The 16979-nt window shown below is 71.0% G+C and carries 20 protein-coding genes; 12 read left to right on the top strand and 8 right to left on the bottom strand.

Features of this window, described 5'->3' with window-relative positions; genetic code table 11:
* Positions 1–65: 65 nt before the first annotated feature.
* From C1N81_RS43615 to C1N81_RS43590, 6 genes are all read left to right on the top strand, one after another.
* A complete protein-coding gene (locus tag C1N81_RS43615) occupies positions 66–794 on the top strand; it encodes an SDR family oxidoreductase (protein ID WP_394437378.1) in 729 nt (242 codons plus the stop codon).
* Positions 795–1163: 369 nt separating this feature from the next.
* Positions 1164–2087, top strand: coding sequence for an acyl-ACP desaturase (locus C1N81_RS43610; protein ID WP_394437376.1), 924 nt, complete (start codon positions 1164–1166; stop codon positions 2085–2087).
* Positions 2088–2136: 49 nt separating this feature from the next.
* Complete coding sequence (locus tag C1N81_RS43605; protein ID WP_394437374.1) at positions 2137–2397, top strand: acyl carrier protein; 261 nt, start codon at positions 2137–2139, stop codon at positions 2395–2397.
* A complete protein-coding gene (locus C1N81_RS43600) occupies positions 2384–3607 on the top strand; it encodes a beta-ketoacyl-[acyl-carrier-protein] synthase family protein (protein WP_394437373.1) in 1224 nt (407 codons plus the stop codon). Before C1N81_RS43605 ends, C1N81_RS43600 begins: the two co-directional genes overlap by 14 nt.
* Positions 3608–3765: 158 nt before the next feature.
* Entirely contained in the window at positions 3766–4803 is a 1038-nt protein-coding gene (locus C1N81_RS43595) for a type III polyketide synthase (RefSeq protein WP_394437371.1), read from the top strand.
* Positions 4804–5011: 208 nt separating this feature from the next.
* Complete coding sequence (locus C1N81_RS43590; RefSeq protein WP_394437370.1) at positions 5012–5401, top strand: peptidase inhibitor family I36 protein; 390 nt, start codon at positions 5012–5014, stop codon at positions 5399–5401.
* 66 nt (positions 5402–5467) lie between these two features.
* On the opposite strand, the gene C1N81_RS43585 is transcribed toward C1N81_RS43590, so the two are convergent.
* Positions 5468–5878: a RidA family protein gene (locus C1N81_RS43585; protein WP_394437368.1), complete on the bottom strand. Its 411-nt coding sequence runs from the start codon at positions 5876–5878 to the stop codon at positions 5468–5470.
* Between the two features lie 77 nt (positions 5879–5955).
* Between C1N81_RS43585 and C1N81_RS43580 the strand changes: the two genes are divergently transcribed.
* Together C1N81_RS43580 and C1N81_RS43575 are read left to right on the top strand one after the other, a co-directional pair.
* On the top strand, positions 5956–6330 hold the full coding sequence (locus C1N81_RS43580) for a winged helix-turn-helix transcriptional regulator (protein WP_394437367.1): 375 nt from the start codon (positions 5956–5958) through the stop codon (positions 6328–6330).
* Between the two features lie 187 nt (positions 6331–6517).
* Positions 6518–7750 (top strand): M48 family metalloprotease, encoded by a 1233-nt coding sequence (locus C1N81_RS43575; protein ID WP_394437366.1) that lies wholly within the window; start codon positions 6518–6520, stop codon positions 7748–7750.
* Between the two features lie 7 nt (positions 7751–7757).
* On the opposite strand, the gene C1N81_RS43570 is transcribed toward C1N81_RS43575, so the two are convergent.
* The 6 genes from C1N81_RS43570 to C1N81_RS43545 form a co-directional block, all read right to left on the bottom strand.
* Positions 7758–8222: a hypothetical protein gene (locus C1N81_RS43570; RefSeq protein WP_394437365.1), complete on the bottom strand. Its 465-nt coding sequence runs from the start codon at positions 8220–8222 to the stop codon at positions 7758–7760.
* 3 nt (positions 8223–8225) lie between these two features.
* Positions 8226–8603 carry a hypothetical protein gene (locus C1N81_RS43565; RefSeq protein ID WP_394437364.1) on the bottom strand — a complete coding sequence of 126 codons (378 nt, stop codon included), beginning with the start codon at positions 8601–8603 and terminating at the stop codon, positions 8226–8228.
* Positions 8604–8691: 88 nt separating this feature from the next.
* A complete protein-coding gene (locus C1N81_RS43560; protein WP_394437362.1) occupies positions 8692–10302 on the bottom strand; it encodes a Na+/H+ antiporter in 1611 nt (536 codons plus the stop codon).
* Positions 10303–10447: 145 nt separating this feature from the next.
* Positions 10448–10870: an arsenate reductase ArsC gene (locus C1N81_RS43555; protein WP_394437361.1), complete on the bottom strand. Its 423-nt coding sequence runs from the start codon at positions 10868–10870 to the stop codon at positions 10448–10450.
* A complete protein-coding gene (gene arsB, locus C1N81_RS43550; RefSeq protein WP_394437360.1) occupies positions 10863–11987 on the bottom strand; it encodes an ACR3 family arsenite efflux transporter in 1125 nt (374 codons plus the stop codon). Before arsB ends, C1N81_RS43555 begins: the two co-directional genes overlap by 8 nt.
* Complete coding sequence (locus C1N81_RS43545; protein WP_394437359.1) at positions 11984–12397, bottom strand: ArsR/SmtB family transcription factor; 414 nt, start codon at positions 12395–12397, stop codon at positions 11984–11986. Before C1N81_RS43545 ends, arsB begins: the two co-directional genes overlap by 4 nt.
* 119 nt (positions 12398–12516) lie before the next feature.
* On the opposite strand from C1N81_RS43545, the gene arsM reads away from it, so the two are divergent.
* The gene (arsM, locus tag C1N81_RS43540) at positions 12517–13341 is read left to right on the top strand and encodes an arsenite methyltransferase (protein ID WP_394437357.1); all 825 of its coding nucleotides are present in this window, start codon (positions 12517–12519) and stop codon (positions 13339–13341) included.
* Positions 13342–14270: 929 nt separating this feature from the next.
* Here arsM and C1N81_RS43535 read toward each other — a convergent pair.
* On the bottom strand, positions 14271–14849 hold the full coding sequence (locus C1N81_RS43535) for a TetR/AcrR family transcriptional regulator (protein WP_394437356.1): 579 nt from the start codon (positions 14847–14849) through the stop codon (positions 14271–14273).
* Between the two features lie 82 nt (positions 14850–14931).
* Here C1N81_RS43535 and C1N81_RS43530 point away from each other — a divergent pair, with 82 nt between their 5' ends.
* From C1N81_RS43530 to C1N81_RS43520, 3 genes are read left to right on the top strand one after another with little or no spacing between them, the layout of a single operon-like run.
* Positions 14932–15705 (top strand): oxidoreductase, encoded by a 774-nt coding sequence (locus C1N81_RS43530; protein WP_394437355.1) that lies wholly within the window; start codon positions 14932–14934, stop codon positions 15703–15705.
* Between the two features lie 46 nt (positions 15706–15751).
* On the top strand, positions 15752–16114 hold the full coding sequence (locus C1N81_RS43525) for a VOC family protein (RefSeq protein ID WP_394437353.1): 363 nt from the start codon (positions 15752–15754) through the stop codon (positions 16112–16114).
* Positions 16115–16116: 2 nt separating this feature from the next.
* The gene (locus C1N81_RS43520; protein WP_394437352.1) at positions 16117–16950 is read left to right on the top strand and encodes an aminoglycoside phosphotransferase/kinase family protein; all 834 of its coding nucleotides are present in this window, start codon (positions 16117–16119) and stop codon (positions 16948–16950) included.
* The last annotated feature ends 29 nt before the right edge of the window (positions 16951–16979 follow it).

Raw genomic sequence — 16979 nt, 5'->3', positions numbered from 1 at the left:
CTCGACCCGTTCCTGACAGCCATCACTTGCCTCTGACGTTAGCGTCAGGTTTTAGCGTACCGGGCATGGACATCAACAACTCCGTAGCCCTTGTCACCGGTGCCAACCGCGGCCTGGGCCGCGCCTTCGCCCAGCGCCTGCTCGAACGGGGCGCCCGCAAGGTCTACGCGACCGCCCGCCGACCCGAGACCGTGGACCTGCCCGGGGTCCAGGTGCTGCCCCTCGACATCACTGATCCGGCATCCGTGAGGGCCGCCGCCGAGGCCGCCCCCGACGTCTCGCTCCTCGTGAACAACGCGGGCATCAATACGAGCACCGACCTGGTGACCGGTTCGCTGGACGCGGTGCGGTACGAACTGGAGACCAACACGTTCGGCCACCTGAGCATGGTCCGGGAGTTCACACCGGCACTCGCGCGAAACGGCGGGGGCGCGATCGTCAACGTCCTCTCCGCCATGTCGTGGTTCGGAGGCGCGGGCGCCAATGCCTACCACCTGACCAAGGCCGCCGCCTGGGCCATGACCAACGGCGTCCGCCTGGAACTCGCCGAGCAGGGCACGCTCGTCACAGCGGTACACCTCGGCCTGGCCGACACCGACATGGCGGCGGGCTGGCCCGTGGCCAAGATCGCCCCCTCCGACCTGGCCGACGCGGCGCTCGACGGCGTCGAAGCGGGCTCCGCCGAGGTCCTCGCCGACCAGTGGAGCCGCGACATCAAGTCCCGCCTGCCACTGACACCGGAAGAATTCAACGCGGCGATGGACCGCGCCCTGGCGTCACTGATGGCAGCCTGAGGGAGCCGGCGGGGCCGACGTGTACCCGTTGCGGGCCTCGCCGAAGGAACATCGCGCAAGGGTATGGCGTTGGGAGGGGTGTGGCCGCGGAGGGGACAGTGTCCCCGGGCCTCACCCATTGCCCATGGGGACGATCGTTCGGCTGAAGCCCCATGGAGCCTTTCGCCGCGAGGCGACCGCCCTCCGCGTGCCACACCCAAGCGGCCCTGGCCGGCCTCCCCCGTCCAGCCAGGGCTTTCCTGTTTTCCGGTGTGTCTTTCCCTCTTTTCGCCGCCTCTCGTGAATTGTTCTGTGCGATCAGCGCAGCGATTTCCCTTTTTCAGGCGGCCCCCAGCGGCCCGCCGGGATATCGGGAGGAAAAGGCACACCATGACGACCCCTTCGCCGGACAGCATGCTGCGCGAACTGGAGCCGTCCGTCGAACGGCTCCTGAACCGGCATCTGCGGGTGGCCCGGGACTGGCTGCCCCACCAGTACGTGCCGTGGGGCGACGGGCGGGACTTCGACGGGCCCCTGCGCGGTGACGCCTGGGAGCCGGAGCAGTCGGCGCTGCCGCGCGCCGTACAGGACGCACTGGTCATCAACGTCCTCACCGAGGACAACCTGCCCAGCTACCACTTCGAGATCGCGGCCCGCCTCGGCCGGGACGGGGCCTGGGGCGCCTGGCTTCACCGGTGGACCGCCGAGGAGGACCGGCACTCGTTCGTTCTCCGTGCCTTCCTCCACGCCCGGCGCGCGGTGGACCCGGTCGTCCTGGAGGATCTGCGGCTGCGGAACATGGCGAGCGGATGGTCCGCCCACCATTGGGTGACCCCGCTGCACACCCTGGCGTACGCCACGGTCCAGGAACTCGCCACCCGGCACTCTCACCGCAATACCGGTGCCCTGTGTGGTGACCGGACGGGCGAGAAACTGATGACCAGGATCGCCGCCGACGAGAACCTGCACATGCTCTTCTACCGAGATCTGCTGACCGACGCCTTCCAGGTGTTTCCCGATGACACGATGACGGCCCTGGCGGACGTCCTCTCCGCATTCCGGATGCCGGGGGTCGGCATCCCGGGGTTCGGATCGCGCGCCGCCCGCGTCGCTGCGGCGGGCATCTACAACCCGGACATCCACCACGAGCACGTCGTCGCACCCCTGCTGCGCACCCTGTCGGTGCTTGCCGCGCCCGGACTCGGCCCCGTCGGCCGGCAGGCGCAGGAACGCATCGGTTCGCACGAGGAGCGGTTGAGGGCGCGGGCGGCACGGGCCCGCGACCTCTACGCGAGGGCGCGGGCAGGCGGGTGAGCGCCGCTCATCCGCAGGACAGACCTCACCGAGAGGACACACCATGGTCATGACCGAGCCGGCGGAGGATTCCGTACTGCCCGAGCGACTCGTCACTTTGCTGACCGACCATCTGAAGGTGGCGGTACCCCCCGAAGGGCTCGCGGCCTCGACGACGCTGGAGAGCCTCGGCTTCGACTCGCTGGCGCTGATGGAGCTCCTGGTGGCGGCGCAGGAGACGTACGGGCTCGCTCTGCCCGACCATCTGCTGGACCTGTCCGCCACGGCCACGCTCGGCGATGCGGCGAGGCTGTTCGATGAGGCGCGGTGAGATCGCCGTCACCGGCCTCGGCCTGGTGACCCCGGCCGGACACACCGCGGACGAGAACTGGGCGAACCTGTGCCGGGGCCGGTCGAAGGCCGCGGCCGACCCGCTGCTGGACGGGCTGCCCGTCGACTTCTCCTGCCGCATCACGGGCCTGGACGTCGCCGCCGAACTCGGCAGACCGGCCCAGCGGCTCGATCCCTTCGCTCAGTTCGCCGTCGTCGCGGCGCGGCGGGCCGTCGCCGACGCGGGCCTCGATCCGCTCGCCTGGCCCGCGGAGCGCGTCGGCGTCGTCCTGGGTGTCACGGGCAGCAGTCTGAGCACCTACGAGACCGAGTACGCCCATCTCAACGCGGGCGAGGCGGACCGTGTCTCCCCGCTCGCGGTGCCGCGCAGCATCCCCAACATGGCGGCGGGCGAGGTCGCGATCGACCTGGACGCGCGTGGCCCGAACTTCATCGTCTCCACCGCCTGCGCCTCGGGGGCGACGGCGATCGGGATCGCGCGGGAGCTGCTCTACTCCGGCGCGTGCGACGTCGTGCTGACCGGCGGTGCCGAGTCGGCGCGCAGCCGGATGAACTCCGCGGCGTTCGGCCGGATGCGGGCGCTGTCCCGGCGCCGGGAGCAACCGCACCTGGCCAGCAGGCCGTTCGACACGGCTCGTGACGGTTTCGTGCTCGGTGAGGGCGCCGCCGTCCTCGTACTGGAGCGGCCGTCCGCGGCACGGGCGCGGGGCGCGCCGGTTCTGGCGATGCTGCGCGGCTTCGCGGCCAACGCCGACGCCTATCACCCCATCTCCCCGCACCCCGACGGCCGCGGTGTGCTCGCCGCCATCACCGCCGCGCTGGAGGACGGCGGTTGCCGGCCCGGCGACATCGGTCACCTCAACGCCCACGGCACCTCCACCCCCAGGAACGACGCCCTGGAGGCAGCGGCCATCACGCGGATCTTCAGGGACCACACCCCTCCGGTCACCGCCGCCAAGGGCGTCGTCGGCCATTCGCTGGGCGCGGCCGGAGCGATGGAGGCGGCCTACACCGTTCTCGCGCTGCGGCACGGGTGCGTGCCACCGGTGGCGAACTTCGAGAACCCGGACGGTGACCACAAGCTCGACATCGTGGCGGGACGCCCGCGCCCGGTGTCCACGGGCACGGCCCTGAGCTTCTCCTTCGGGTTCGGCGGGCAGAACGCGGTCCTGCTGTTCACGGCCGACTGACACCCAGAGATGCCGGGGAAGGCAAGGGCACACCGATGGAACCAACGACAGAACCCCCCGCCCGGGAAGCAGGCGCAGACGCAGGCACGGGCACAGGCACAGGCACAGGCACAGGCACAGTCGCAAGCACAGGCGCTCCGCGCATCGCTGCTGCCGAGGTGGCCTTCACCCCGCACCGCTACCCCCAGGACGAACTCCTCGACGCCCAGGAGCGCCTGCAAGGCCGGCGCCCGGCGCAACGACAGCTCCTGAGCAAGATCCGTACCAGCACGGGCATCGCCACACGGCACGTGGCCCGCCCTTTGCCGGATCTCGAAAAGCTCTGCGGGCGCGGGGACTTCACCGAGACCAACGGTGTGTACCTGGCCACCGCCCTGGAACTGGGCGAGCAGGCACTGACCCGTGCGCTGTGCTCGGCAGGCATCCGGGCGCACCAGGTGGACACCATCATCAGCACCACTGTCACCGGCCTGACCGTGCCTTCGCTGGAGGCCCGGCTGGCCCACCGCGTCGGTCTGCGCCCCGATGTGCGCCGTGTTCCGCTGTTCGGCAACGGGTGTGCGGGAGGGGCCGCCGGGCTGGCCCGGCTCCACGACAGTCTGCTGGGCCGCCCCGGCTCGGTGGCCGTGCTGCTCGCGGTGGAGGTGTGCTCCCTGCACTACCGGGCCGTCCCCGATGCCGCGGCTCTCGTCGCCGGAAGCATCTTCGGAGACGGCGCGGCCGCCGTCGTGGCCGTGGGAGGAGACCGGCCCGAAGCCGTTCAGGGTCCGCAACTGGTCGACACCCACAGTCTGCTGCTCGCGGACAGCGCGGAGGTACTCGGCTGGGACATCGGCTCCGACGGTTTCCGGATCGTCCTGTCCGCGCGGATCCCGGCCCTCGTGGAACAGCACCTCCCCGGCGCGGTCGGGGAGTTGCTCGGCCGGCACGTACTGACGCCGCAGGACATCGGCAGCTGGATCGTGCACGGCGCGGGGCCCAAGGTCTTCACCGCCGTGGAGAAGGCCTTCGCCCTGCCACCGCAGGCCCTGGAACTCACCCGCAGGTCGGTGGCGGCCAAGGGCAATCTCTCCTCCGTGTCCGTCCTGGACGTGCTGTGCACCGCGATGCAGGCTCCCCCGCCTCCCGGCACACCTGGTCTTGTCGTGGCGATGGGCCCGGGATTCGCCATCGAGCTGAACCTCATCCGCTGGTGAGAGGCGAGGAGCGCGGTGGACGTCGCCGCAATCCGTAGGGACATTTCGACGGGGTTCGAAAGGATGAGTGGCTGTCACGGGTGGCGCCTACGGTGTGACGCGAAGAGGCCGACCACAGCGCATGACGGGGGTCGGCCGCATGGCAGGTTCTCACTGACGCCTGCTCGACCCGGCGTCACAGTGGAGCCCCGGAAAGGGAGATTCCCTGATGCGGATACTCAAGAAGCACGTGACCCGTACAGCTGTGGCGCTCGCCGTCGGAGCCGGCACACTCATCGGCGGCTCCAGCACCGCCTCCGCCGCCGACGCGGCGACCCACGGCGCCGGAGCCGCCGCGGCCGCGGCGGCCAGCTGCCCGTACAAGTACTTCTGCGCCTACCCGGGAGCGAACTTCACCGGCACCCCCATCCCCATGTACAACTGCACCGAGTACGACATCCCGTGGACGACGATGGGTTCGTGGATCAACAACCAGACCCCTGGGACCCGCGCGCAGTTCAGGAGTTCCGACCACGTCACGCGCTGGACGGACACCGGCGCCTACGACTCGGACGCCTCCGCCGACTGGTCATGGGTCTACTGGGTGAAGCCCTGCTGAGAAGACGGCAGTCGGGCCGCCCGCCGCGCGCGGACTCGCGCCGCGGGCGGCCGCACCCGCGGCGATTCAGTCCAGGAGCGCGGTCGCCTCGACCTCGACGAGCACGTCCGGTTCGAAGAGGTGGTCGACGCCGATGAGGGAGGCCGGCGGCATGGGAGTCCCGAGACCGGTCTCCTCGGCGACGGCCTCCACGCCGGCCATGAGATCGCCGATCTTCTCCGGAGCCCACCCGGTCACGTAGAACGTCAGGCGCAGTACGTCCGCGAACGTCGCGCCCGCGCCCGCCAGTCCCACGGCGGTGTTGCGCAGCGCCTGGGCGACCTGTCCGGCCAGATCGCCGGTGGCGACAGGGGTCCCGTCGGCCCGGCGCGCGATCTGGCCGCTGACATGGACGTGCTTGGTTCCGGTGCCCACGGCGACGTGGTGGTACGGGACGGGCTGCAGCAGGCCTTGCGGGGTGAAGTACTGGACGGTCATGGGTCTCTCTCCTCCGTACTAGGTATCGTGAAGCTACCTAGTACCGGAAAGACACTTCAACGAGACCAGGTTTCGCCATGGATACCGCCGACGAGCTCCGCATCGACGCCCCGCACCGCGAACTCCTCGACCAGATCCTCGACAAGTGGTCGCTCAGCATCCTCAACGAGCTCTGCGAGCGCCCGTGCCGCTTCAACGAACTGCGGCGGGCCATCCCGCAGGTGACACAGAAGTCGCTGACGGCGACACTCCGGCGCCTCGAACGCAACGGTGTCATCGAGCGCGAGGTCGTCTCCACCCGCCCGGTGGCGGTCAGGTACGCGATCACCCCGCTCGGCAAGACCCTTCGGCCCCCCGTCGACGTGCTGCTGGCCTGGGCGTCTCAGCACATGCCCGCCATCGAGCGGGCGCGCGAAGTATTCGACTCACGCGAGGACGAGGCCGCCCGCTGATCCCGCCCGCAGAGCGCGGCCCGCCGCTCACATCGATCCGCTCCGGGCCCGGGCAGGAAGACCTCGTGCCCAAGGCCCCGGCGTGTCCCCACTACTTCTCGCACCGGATGCCGTTAGAGGAGCGTGGACCGGCTCGACGCGGGAGGCGAGAGTGGCTTCGCAACAGGCTCGGCGGTTTCTGGACCGTATGCATGAGAACGTCTGGGAGAGCGTGGGTCTGACACCGGAACCGCGTTCGGCGGCCGGGGAGAGCGCTGACGCCGCGTCGCTCATCAGCGAACTGATGGACACGCGGACCGGACTGGTCGGCCGCGAGCAACTGGAGGCGCTGCGGGCCGGGCTCTTGCGGAACGAGGAGCTTCTGGCCGGCACGACCGTGAGCCAGTACGAGAACGCACGCACCATCCAGTCTCTGCACAAGCTGGCCGACAGGGTGGAGCGGTCCGGCCGGGCGCTGGGATTCCCGATGCCGGAGCGCCCGTTGCTCGGAACCCTTCCCACCGGGCGGGTGAACGTGATGACTCTCCTCGTGCCCGCCACCCGCGAACACCTCGTACTGTTCGAGTCGGAGTTCCTGGGGTTCGCCCACCTGTCCGCGAAAGCCGTGGCGGAGGTATTGCCATACCGCCTGAGCCCGGAAGGCGGGGCGGCCTTCAGCCTCGAACCCGCCCGAGTGCGCGAACGACTCGACCAGCACCCGGAGTCGGCCCACAGGTTCGGCCGGCTGGCGCGCGCGTACCTGGAGACGGGCGTGCCGTACAACGCACCCCGGCACGCCCAGGACCCGGTCCGCAACACCTGGGCCATGATGCTCTGCGAATCCGTCGAGCTGTTCGCGCTCGGCCACGAATACGGGCACATTCTGGAGGGCCACCTCGGCCGGCAGCGCCCCGCGGCCCGGCTCGGCGGTCCGGACATGGACGCACCCGAGGAGCTGGCCTGGACCCGCCAGGAGGAGTTCCAGGCCGACGCCAAGGGCCTCTCCCTCTCCGTCGCCGCGATGCGGTCGAGGGGCTACGACCTTCCGATCGCTTTCCTGGGGGCCGACTTCTACTTCACCATGACGCATGTCATGGAGCGCGCCATCAGCGTGCTGCGCCACGGCCATGAGAACGGACCCGACGGCGACGACGTGCAACGGGCCTCCCTTTTGCGCCGCATGATCGGACGCCAGGGCCAGAAGAAGCCGAGGGAGGACAAGCAGCCTTCGACCGGCGCCGTGACCCATCCGCCCTCCGTGCTCCGGCGCCTGATGCTGCGCGCCGTCCTGGCCCGTGAGAACACGCCGCGGATCGGAGCCGCGATCGAGCTCGGCCAGAACATGGAGCAGGTCATGGACATGCTCTGGTCCGACCTGCGGCCCCGCCTCCTCGACGCGCACCGGGCCGGTGTACGACCGTTGCGGCGCTGGCAGGACTGACGGCGCATCAGGCGGTGGGCCCGTACCAGACCACGCCCACCGAGGCGACGATGAGCCCGAGGGTGACGAAGGTCAGGACGATCGCCGCGCGCAGATCGCGGACCGCACGGTGGACGCGGGCGCGTTCGGCGACCACCAGATCGCTGATCCCGCGGACCGCCGGCTCCGCCTTCGGCAGCCCGAACGCCGAGCGGGACGCCAGGAAGGCGCCCACGCAGGCGACGACGACCGCAAGCAGCAGGAGAACGCCGACGAGCACCCGGGCCTCCGGGGCGAGACCGACGATCGTGTCCCGGCCGCGGATCACCGAGACGGCGGTGACAAGGGTGAGCATGGCCGCCAGCGCGGTGCGCCAGTTGGCCGCCGCCTCCCGCACCTCACGCAACTCCACGGCGGTGCGGGCACGCAACGCCGTGGAGAGCAGGTGGTCCTCGGAGGGGCCCCTCGGGCCTGGCGTGACACGGACCGCCATCGGTCAGGCGCCCCACTCGACGTGCAGGGACCAGGACGCGCCGCAGCCGGTCGCCCCCTCCGGTGAGCCCGGGTGAGGGACCGGGCAGGTGCACGAGCCGAAGACGTCGCGCGAGCGGTCGGCGGTGGCCGCGCGGCGGGCGGCGTCACGCAGCAGGGCGCCGATCCCGGGGCGCAGGGGGTCCTCGCCGCTCATGGCCCGGTAGCTGACGAGGGGTTCGACGTGGGCGAAGTCGTGCCGGCAGCGGGGGCAGTTCGCGGCGACGAGGATGACCTCGGGGGCCCTCTCGTCGGGCTCGACCCGCACGGTCGCGGACCCCGCCATGACCGCGTTCCACTCGGGGCGGTCCTCCACGGCGTACTCGAGCACCTCTTCGGCCACGATTTCCCCCTTGTACACATGCGAGAACCAGCCTCAGGTTAGCGTCCCTCGGGGGCGAGCGAAGACGCCGTCGGCAGGGCGTTCGGCCTCATTCCACCGGGACGTGGCCGCGCAGATGCAGCTCCTCCGCGTCCAGGCGGCCCTGAAGGCGGCGCAGCACCGTGTCGTCGATGTCGCCCGTGTCGCGCAGGCGCACGACCATGGTGCGGCGCTCGCTGAGGAGGGCGAGGCTGAGGGCCGTGTGGTCGTCGGTGAGCTGCTGCGCGTGCGGGGCCGTCTCCTCGGGCGCGGCGGGCATCGAGGCGCAGCGGCGCGCCACCGCCTCAGCCCGCAACTGGTGGGCCCGCTGGATCGTCTCGCGCACGGTAGGGGCCGTGTTCAGGCGTTCGGCCAGGTCCGGCAGGGCATTGAGCGCGGACTCGAAGGCCGCCGACTCGGCGAGCCATTCCTCGTGGGCGACGGACCGGTCGTGCGGGAGCTGCGCCCAGCGCACGATCCACGGCAGGATCAGCGCCTGCGCCATCGTCACGACGATCACCACGCCGGTGACGAAGACGATGAGCTGGCGGGAGGGGAACGCCTCACCGTTGTCGAGGTGTGCGGGGACGCCGAGGGCCGCGGCGAGGGAGATCGCCCCGCGGAAGCCCGACAGGGCGCTCACGGTCAGACGCCGCGGCGAGTACGTCGTGCCCGACGCGCGGGCGCTCCCTCTGCGGGCGACGCGGAAGAAGGCGGCCACGCCGAAGTAGTAGACGAAGCGCACGGCGATGAGGGTGCCCGCCACCGCCAGTCCGGTGCCGAGGGCCCGCGGGAGCTCGTCGTGGCCCATCGTGCGGACCGAGAAGTCGAGTTCGACGCCGATCAGGACGAACAGGGAGCCGTTGAGAAGGTAGGTCGCGACCACCCAGAAGTGCTGCGCCTGCACTCTGACCTCCGCGCGCACCGTACGGGGGCCGCTCTGGCTGAGCATGAGGCCGCACACCACGACGGCGACCACACCCGAGGCGTCGATGTCCTCGGCGATGAGGTAGGCGGAGAACGGGGCGAGGAGCAACAGCACCTGGCCCCGCAGCGCGGCCGCCTCCGCCATCCGCACCCGGAACCACTGCACGACCGTTCCTGTGACGAAACCGATCAGCGCGCCGCCGCCGTAGCCCAGCACGAACAGCCAGCCGACGTGCGGGACGGTGATGTGCTCGGTCCCGACGGTGACGCCGACCGCGATGCCGTAGACGACCAGCGCCGTTCCGTCGTTGAGGAGGCTTTCCGCGCGCAGGAGCGTGATGTCCCGGCGCGGCAGGAGGCGTGCCACGACGTTCACCGCTGTCGCGTCGGTCGGTGCGACGGCCGCGCCCAGCGCCCAGGCGGGGCCCCAGTCGATGCCGAGCGCATGGGCGACGCAGGCCACCGACGCCGCCGAGGCGACGACCAGCAAGGTGGCCGCCAGCGTGACGTCGGTGAGGTGACGACGGATCTCGCGCAGCGAGGTGTTGAGGCTCTCCCAGGCCAGGAGCGCGGGCAGGAACAGCAACAGCACGACTTCGGAGGGCAGTTCCACTTCGCGGAGCGCCGGAAGCAGGCCGATCAGGACGCCCATGGCCATGAGGACGGCCGGTGACGCGATGCGCAGCCGGTCCCCGATGGCGGAACCGACCAGCACGGCGATCCCCAACAGCACGACTAGCTCAAGACCCAGCACGTGTTCCTCCCTGCGGCTCCTCGACAGCCGACGGCCAAGCCCAAGAGTTAGCAGGTATCGACCGGCTCCCCCACTGGGCGTCGGCTCTTCCGGGAGAAGATCACACCGGAGCAGGCGTGATGGTCGGGCGCGGCGGCCGGACCGCTCAGGCCGCCGCGCCGGGCAGGAGCTCGTTCAGCAGCTCCCGGACGCGGGTCTCGATCCTGTCCCGGATCGGGCGGACGGCTTCGATGCCCTGCCCGGCGGGGTCGTCGAGTCTCCAGTCGAGGTACGTCTTGCCGGGGAAGACGGGGCAGGCGTCACCGCAGCCCATGGTGATGACCACGTCGGACGTCTGGACGGCCCGCGTGGTCAGCGCTTTGGGAAGCTCGGCGGAGATGTCGACGCCCACCTCGCGCATCGCCTCGACGACCACCGGGTTCACCGCACCGGCGGGAGCGGACCCGGCGGAACGGGCCTCGACCCGGCCGCGTGCGAGATGGGTGAGGAAGGCGGCGGCCATCTGCGAGCGCCCGGCGTTGTGGACGCACACGAACAGCACCGAAGGCTTCGCAGCGGTTTCAGACACGGGCAGGGTCCTCCTCGGCGGCAGCATCAGCGGCGGCAGCGGCTGACAGGGGCTCAGCAGGAAAGTAGCGGCGGGCGGCGAGGGCTACGTGGACCAGGCCGATCAGTACCGGTACCTCGATGAGCGGGCCGACGACACCGGCCAGGGCCTGCCCGGAGGTCGCGCCGAACGTCGCGACGGCCACCGCGATGGCGAGTTCGAAGTTGTTGCCCGCCGCCGTGAACGCGAGGGTGGCCGTCCGGGGATAGTCCAGGCCCACGGCCTTGCCCAGGGCCATGGAGCCGACCCACATCACGCCGAAGTACACCAGCAGCGGCAGTGCGATCCGCACCACGTCCCAGGGCTTCGAGGTGATCGCATCACCTTGCAGGGCGAACAGCACCACGATCGTGAACAGCAGCCCGTACAGGGCGAGCGGGCCGATCTTCGGGATCAGCCTCGTCTCGTACCAGTGCCGGCCGCGCGCCCTCTCACCGAGTCTGCGGGTCGCGAATCCGGCGGCGAGGGGGATGCCGAGGAAGATCAGGACCGAGCGGGCGATCTCCCACAGCGACGCGTCGAGGGTGGTCTGTTCCAGTCCGAGCCGGCCGGGAAGGACGGACAGATAGAACCAGCCGAGCCCCGCGAAGGCGACCACTTGGAACACCGAGTTCAGGGCGACGAGGACGGCGGCGGCCTCACGGTCGCCGCAGGCCAGGTCGTTCCAGATGATGACCATGGCGATGCAGCGGGCAAGGCCGACGATGATCAGCCCGGTCCGGTACTGCGGCAGGTCGGGCAGGAAGATCCAGGCGAGGGCGAACATCACGGCCGGGCCGAGGATCCAGTTGATGACCAGTGACGGGATCAGCAGCCTCTTGTCGCGGGTGACGGTGGAGAGGCGGTCGTAACAGACCTTGGCGAGCACCGGGTACATCATCACGAGCAGGCCGAGGGCGATCGGCAGCGAGACTCCGGTGACGGTGACCTTCGCGAGCGCGTCGCCCAGACCGGGCACCAGGCGGCCGAGGCCGAGCCCGGCGGCCATCGCGGCCAGGATCCACACCGCCAGGAACCGGTCGACCAGCGACAGCCGCCCGACGGCCGAACCGCCCGGGGCGTTGGACGTCCCGCTCACGAAGCGGCCCCGGCGGGCTCGCCGAGTGGCTGGATGGGCTGGGCGTCCGGGTTGCCGGGGCGGCTCAGGATCGCGGCCAGCTGGTCCGTTGTCCGGGGCAACAGGCGGTAGTACACCCACGTCCCGCGACGTTCGGAGGCGATCAGACCGGCCTGCTTCAACAGCTTGAGGTGATGGGAGATGGTCGGCTGCGACAGTTCGAAGGCCGGAGTCAGATCGCAGACGCAGATCTCTCCACCCTGCTGCGAGGCGATCATCGACAGCAGCCGCAGACGCACCGGATCGCCCAGCGCCTTGAAGACCGGCGCCAGCTCGGCCGCCCGCTCCTCGTCCAGCGGAGCGGTCAGCAGCGTCGGGCAGCACCCGGAGGGGCTGTCCTGGCCGCGCACCTCAAGCTCTTGTTTCGACATTCCTCAATATTGACAGTCTTCGATTCACACCGCAAGGTTGCATCGAGGAACGTCAATGCAGACTGATCGGGCCGTACCCCGTCCCGTCATCCGTCATCCGTCATCCGAGGAGTCGAGTCATGAGCGAGCGGAACACCGACCTGCGTGAGACCGTCCGCCGGCGCTACGCGGCGGCCGCCGTCCAGGTCACCGAAGGGGGCACAGCCTGTTGCGGACCGCAGGCCATCGAGGTCGACGACAACTTCGGCTCCACCCTCTACGCCGCCGACGAGCGGGACGGGCTACCTGCCGAGGCCCTCGCCGCCTCGCTGGGCTGCGGCAACCCCGCCGCGGTCGCCGAACTCGCGGCGGGCGAGCGGGTCCTGGACCTCGGCTCCGGCGGCGGCATCGACGTCCTGCTCTCCGCCCGCCGTGTCGGCCCCACCGGCAAGGTCTACGGCCTGGACATGACCGAGGAGATGCTCGCCCTCGCCCTGGAGAACCGGCGGAAGGCCGGCGCCACCAACGTCGAGTTCCTCAAGGGCACCATCGAGGCCGTCCCTCTGCCCGCGCGCACGATCGACGTCATCATCTCCAACTGCGTCATCAACCTGTCCACCGACAAACCCGCCGTCTTCGCCGAGATGTTCCGCGTCCTGGCGCCCGGCGGCCGGATCGGCATCTCCGACGTCGTCGCCGAGGACACTCTCACGCCCGCACAGCGGGCCGAACGCGGCGACCACGTCGGCTGCATCGCCGGCGCCCTCTCCTTCGCCGAGTACCGGGCAGGCCTCGAAGACGCCGGATTCACCGCCGTCGAGCTGACTGCGACCCACGGCGTCGCGGACGGCATGCACTCCGCCATCGTCCGGGCAGTGAAGCCGACTACGGCAACCGAACTTCCGCTGGCCGCACGGGAGTTCTCAGCAGGTGGTGCGGAATCGTGCTGCGGACACGAGGCATGACCCCGCACGTCACCGGCCCCTCAGCGCCCCTGGAGCGATCCCGCGTCGCCGGTCCGACAGGGTCCGCGGTCTCAGAGCCCGTTCGCCGGCGCCACCAGGGCCGGGCGTCGCTGGTGCGCGGACGCGAGAGCCTGGCGGGCGGGGGCCGGAGGCTCAGCGCCGTCCGGGGCCGGTGACCCAGGTGGTTCCGGGACGGGCGCGGTCCCGGCGCGCTGCTCCCGGGGCGGCGCGGCCGAAAGGTGGGGCAGTTCCCTGCGTACGGGGTCCGGGCACGCAGGGAACCGTTCGGGGCGGCCGGGGCCGCGGCGGTGGCACGAGGAGCAACAGGGGCCGTACTGCCAGGCCAGTCGCAGACCGGGAGCGGCCTCTATGCCCAGGGGCGTTGTCGTGCCCAAGCTGCGCACCCGGGCGGCCCAGAGGAGGCGTGCTCGGTGCGGGCCGAGGTGGCCCGACGTGCCGTCCGACGCCCGCACGCCGACGTCTCCGCGTGCGGAAGCCATGAGGAGCAACGGGCGGTGGGCAAAGAGGTCATGCATAGATCGTCCCGGAAAGGCCGTGCACCACATCGCCTGCCATGCCGCTGCAGAGCGGCGAGACGACACGTCGGAGTATGCAGTCGAAAGAAGCGGTGCGTATGAGGCGGGAACGTTCCCGCAAGGGCAGCCGCTGGCGTATGGAACCCGTCCATGGGCCCGAGAGATCGCCGAAACAGCCGCCGCCGCGCTAACGCCGAGGCACATTTCACGGACTGCTCCGCACGCTACTCCCCCACCCGGCCGCACCGACAGAGTGCACCGCCACAGAAGCGCCCCGCCCGTCTCTTTTGCGCCAGGTCCACGCATCTACGCACGCGGAGAAGCCGCCGCGGCAGCCCGCGCACTGCGCACGTCGGCTCGGAATCCTCGCCGGGGAGGGGCGGCCTGCCGGGATCACTTCGTCGGTGCGGCACCGTGACGCAGGCCGTCGAGCAGCAGGGCGGCGATCTGTCGGGCCTCGTCGATCCATCCCTCGGTCGCCCGCAGAGCGCAGACGCCCCCCAGGGCTCGCAGCAGGGTGGATCCGGTGACGTCGCCCCGCAGCGTGCCTGCCGCGCTGCCGGCGTCAAGGAGCCGGGTGAGGGCGTCGGCCATGCGGGTGCGGGCGTCGTCGAAGACCGGTGAGTCGGTGGCCATGATGCTCTGCAGCGCGACGGACATGCCTTTGCCCACGGCGGCATGGTCCACGAGCAGCAGCAGGAAGCGCCGCAGCGCCTCGTCCGGGGCGTGCCGGGCGAGGAGGTCGTCGGCGGAGGCGCACAGGTCGTCGACCTCGCAGCGCCAGACCTCCTCGATCAGCGCTTCGCGGGTCTCGAAGTGGCGGTAGAGCGTGCCCACGGCGACCCCCGCTCCGCGGGCGATCTCCTCCACGTGTGCCCCGGTGTCGCCGTCGAGGAAGGCCTGGCGGGCCGCGGACAGCAGCAGCTCGCGGTTGCGGCGCGCGTCGGCGCGCATCCGGCGGGGAGGTGGCATGAGGATCTCCATAAGGTGAGTCCGGTTCCGTTTAGCGGTGTAGCGTTTCCGGAGTCGGGTTCATTTTATGAGGGAGTCTTCCATGCAGCACATCGACGAGGGCCTCGCGGGGCTCCGCGTGCTCGTCACCGGCGGCAGCCGCGGCCTGGGCGAGGCGACCGTGCGCCGTTTCGTCGCCTCGGGAGCGACCGTGCTCACCGCCTCGCGCAGCCGGCCCGAGGAGGACAGCGGGGCCACGTTCATCGCGGCGGATCTCTCGACGCCCGACGGGGTGGCCGCGCTCGGCCGCCGTGTCATCGACGAGGCCGGCGGCGTGGACGTGCTCGTGAACAACGCCGGCGCCGCGAGCGCCCCGGCCCCCACGCTGAGCCGGTCAGACGCGTCCTGGCAGGCGGATCTGGAGATGAACCTGCTCAGTGCCGTGCGCCTGGACCGCGCCCTGGTGCCCGGGATGGTCGAGCGGGGCTCCGGCGTCGTCGTGCACGTCTCCTCGATCGCCAGCCGGCTGCCGCAGCGCACCGAGGCGTCCTACGCCGCCGCCAAGGCCGCACTGAACACCTACAGCCGGGAACTCGCCACCGAGGTGGGCGCGCACGGGGTGCGCGTGGTGTGCGTCCTTCCGGGTTTCGTCGTCACCGACGGCGCCACCGCCCACCTGCGACAGATGGCCGAGCAGCAGGGCGTGTCCACCGAGCAGGTCACGCAGCGGATCGTGGACCACCTGAACCTGCCCATGGGCCGCCCCGGCGCCCCCGAGGACGTCGCCGAAATGATCGCTTTCCTCGCCTCCAGCCGCGCCAACTGGCTCACCGGAGCGCAGTTCCGCGTCGACGGCGGCATCATCCCGACCGTCTGACCACCCGCCCCTACCACCCACTCCCACGACGAACAGGAACCGCACCATGACCGTCACCCTGAGTTCCGTCATCATCGACGCCGACGACATCGAGCCCGAGGGCGCTTTCTGGCAGCAGTTGCTCGGCGGCTCGATCCACCGCACGCCGACCCACCACTTCGTCCGGACCCCTGGTCTGTCCGTCATCGTCGTTCAGTCGGCCCCGGGCCAGGTCGCCCCGGACTGGCCGCACGGCACCTCCCAGCAGATGCACCTGGATTTCGCCGTCGAGGACCTCGCGGAGGCGGATCGCGTCGCCGCGGCCGCAGGCGCCGTCCGGCTGCGGCCCACCACCGACGTCACCGAGAGGACCGGCAGCCGCGTCTACGCCAGCCCTGCCGGCCACCCGTTCTGCCTCCGGGCCGCGTGATCATGGAGCCTTCGGAACTCCGTCGCGCAGTCGAGGCCGGGCGGACGACGGCCGCGGAGCTGGGTCTCCAGGTCGACGACGTGATCGTCGTCAGCAACTCGGACCGCGCCGTGCTGCGCCTCGTCCCGTGCGACGTTCTGGCTCGTGTCGCTCCCTCGGGACGTCTGGCCGAGTCCGCGTTCGAGGTGGCGGTGGCTGCCCGTCTTTCCGACGTCGGCGCGCCCGTGGGCGAGCTCGAGCCCCGGGCCGACCCGCGCGTGTACGTACGTGAGGGCTTCGCCGTCTCGCTCTGGACCTACTACGAGCCGGTGAGGGCGGAGGTCGCGCCGGCCGACTACGCGGACGTGCTCATGCGGCACCACGCCGCCCTGCGCAACATCAACGTGGACGCGCCGCATTTCACCGACCGGGTCACGGCGGCGCTGCGAGAGGTGGACGACCCGGCACGCTCCCCCGAAGTCCCGGACGCGGAAAGGGAGTTCCTCAGCGCGACGCTCCGCGAACTGAGCGCCGCGATCAGCGTGCGGACTGCCGGCGAGCAGCTGCTGCACGGCGAGCCGCACCCGGGCAATCTCCTCGACTCCCGGCGGGGGCCGCTCTTCGTGGACCTCGCCACATGTTGCCGCGGGCCGGTCGAATTCGACCTCGCCCATGCGCCCGAGGAAGTGGGGAAGCACTACGTGGGCGCCGACCACGATCTGCTCCGGCAGTGCCGCGCCCTTGGCTGGGCGCTGTTCTCGGCCTGGCGCTGGCGCCGGGACGACCAGCTGGCGGACCGGGACCACTGGAGAGCGGAAGGGCTCGCCCTGGTGCGTGCGGCCCTCGATCGCCGCTGACGGGCCCGCGTCGCCGTCAGAGGCCGCCC

Source organism: Streptomyces sp. SGAir0957, from assembly GCF_043523415.1.
Note: the sequence above shows the minus strand (reverse complement) of the source record. Positions and strands in the feature narration are given on the sequence as shown.

Excerpts from the sequence above, each read along its gene's own strand:
- C1N81_RS43600 (WP_394437373.1), top strand. The coding sequence starts at position 2,384 with ATGAGGCGCGGTGAGATCGCCGTCACCGGCCTCGGCCTGGTGACCCCG.
- C1N81_RS43605 (WP_394437374.1), top strand. The coding sequence starts at position 2,137 with ATGACCGAGCCGGCGGAGGATTCCGTACTGCCCGAGCGACTCGTCACT.
- C1N81_RS43580 (WP_394437367.1), top strand. The coding sequence starts at position 5,956 with ATGGATACCGCCGACGAGCTCCGCATCGACGCCCCGCACCGCGAACTC.
- C1N81_RS43530 (WP_394437355.1), top strand. The coding sequence starts at position 14,932 with ATGCAGCACATCGACGAGGGCCTCGCGGGGCTCCGCGTGCTCGTCACC.
- C1N81_RS43545 (WP_394437359.1), bottom strand. The coding sequence starts at position 12,397 with ATGTCGAAACAAGAGCTTGAGGTGCGCGGCCAGGACAGCCCCTCCGGG.
- C1N81_RS43610 (WP_394437376.1), top strand. The coding sequence starts at position 1,164 with ATGACGACCCCTTCGCCGGACAGCATGCTGCGCGAACTGGAGCCGTCC.
- C1N81_RS43525 (WP_394437353.1), top strand. The coding sequence starts at position 15,752 with ATGACCGTCACCCTGAGTTCCGTCATCATCGACGCCGACGACATCGAG.
- C1N81_RS43585 (WP_394437368.1), bottom strand. The coding sequence starts at position 5,878 with ATGACCGTCCAGTACTTCACCCCGCAAGGCCTGCTGCAGCCCGTCCCG.
- C1N81_RS43535 (WP_394437356.1), bottom strand. The coding sequence starts at position 14,849 with ATGCCACCTCCCCGCCGGATGCGCGCCGACGCGCGCCGCAACCGCGAG.
- C1N81_RS43520 (WP_394437352.1), top strand. The coding sequence starts at position 16,117 with ATGGAGCCTTCGGAACTCCGTCGCGCAGTCGAGGCCGGGCGGACGACG.
- arsM (WP_394437357.1), top strand. The coding sequence starts at position 12,517 with ATGAGCGAGCGGAACACCGACCTGCGTGAGACCGTCCGCCGGCGCTAC.
- C1N81_RS43570 (WP_394437365.1), bottom strand. The coding sequence starts at position 8,222 with ATGGCGGTCCGTGTCACGCCAGGCCCGAGGGGCCCCTCCGAGGACCAC.
- C1N81_RS43575 (WP_394437366.1), top strand. The coding sequence starts at position 6,518 with ATGCATGAGAACGTCTGGGAGAGCGTGGGTCTGACACCGGAACCGCGT.
- C1N81_RS43615 (WP_394437378.1), top strand. The coding sequence starts at position 66 with ATGGACATCAACAACTCCGTAGCCCTTGTCACCGGTGCCAACCGCGGC.
- C1N81_RS43590 (WP_394437370.1), top strand. The coding sequence starts at position 5,012 with ATGCGGATACTCAAGAAGCACGTGACCCGTACAGCTGTGGCGCTCGCC.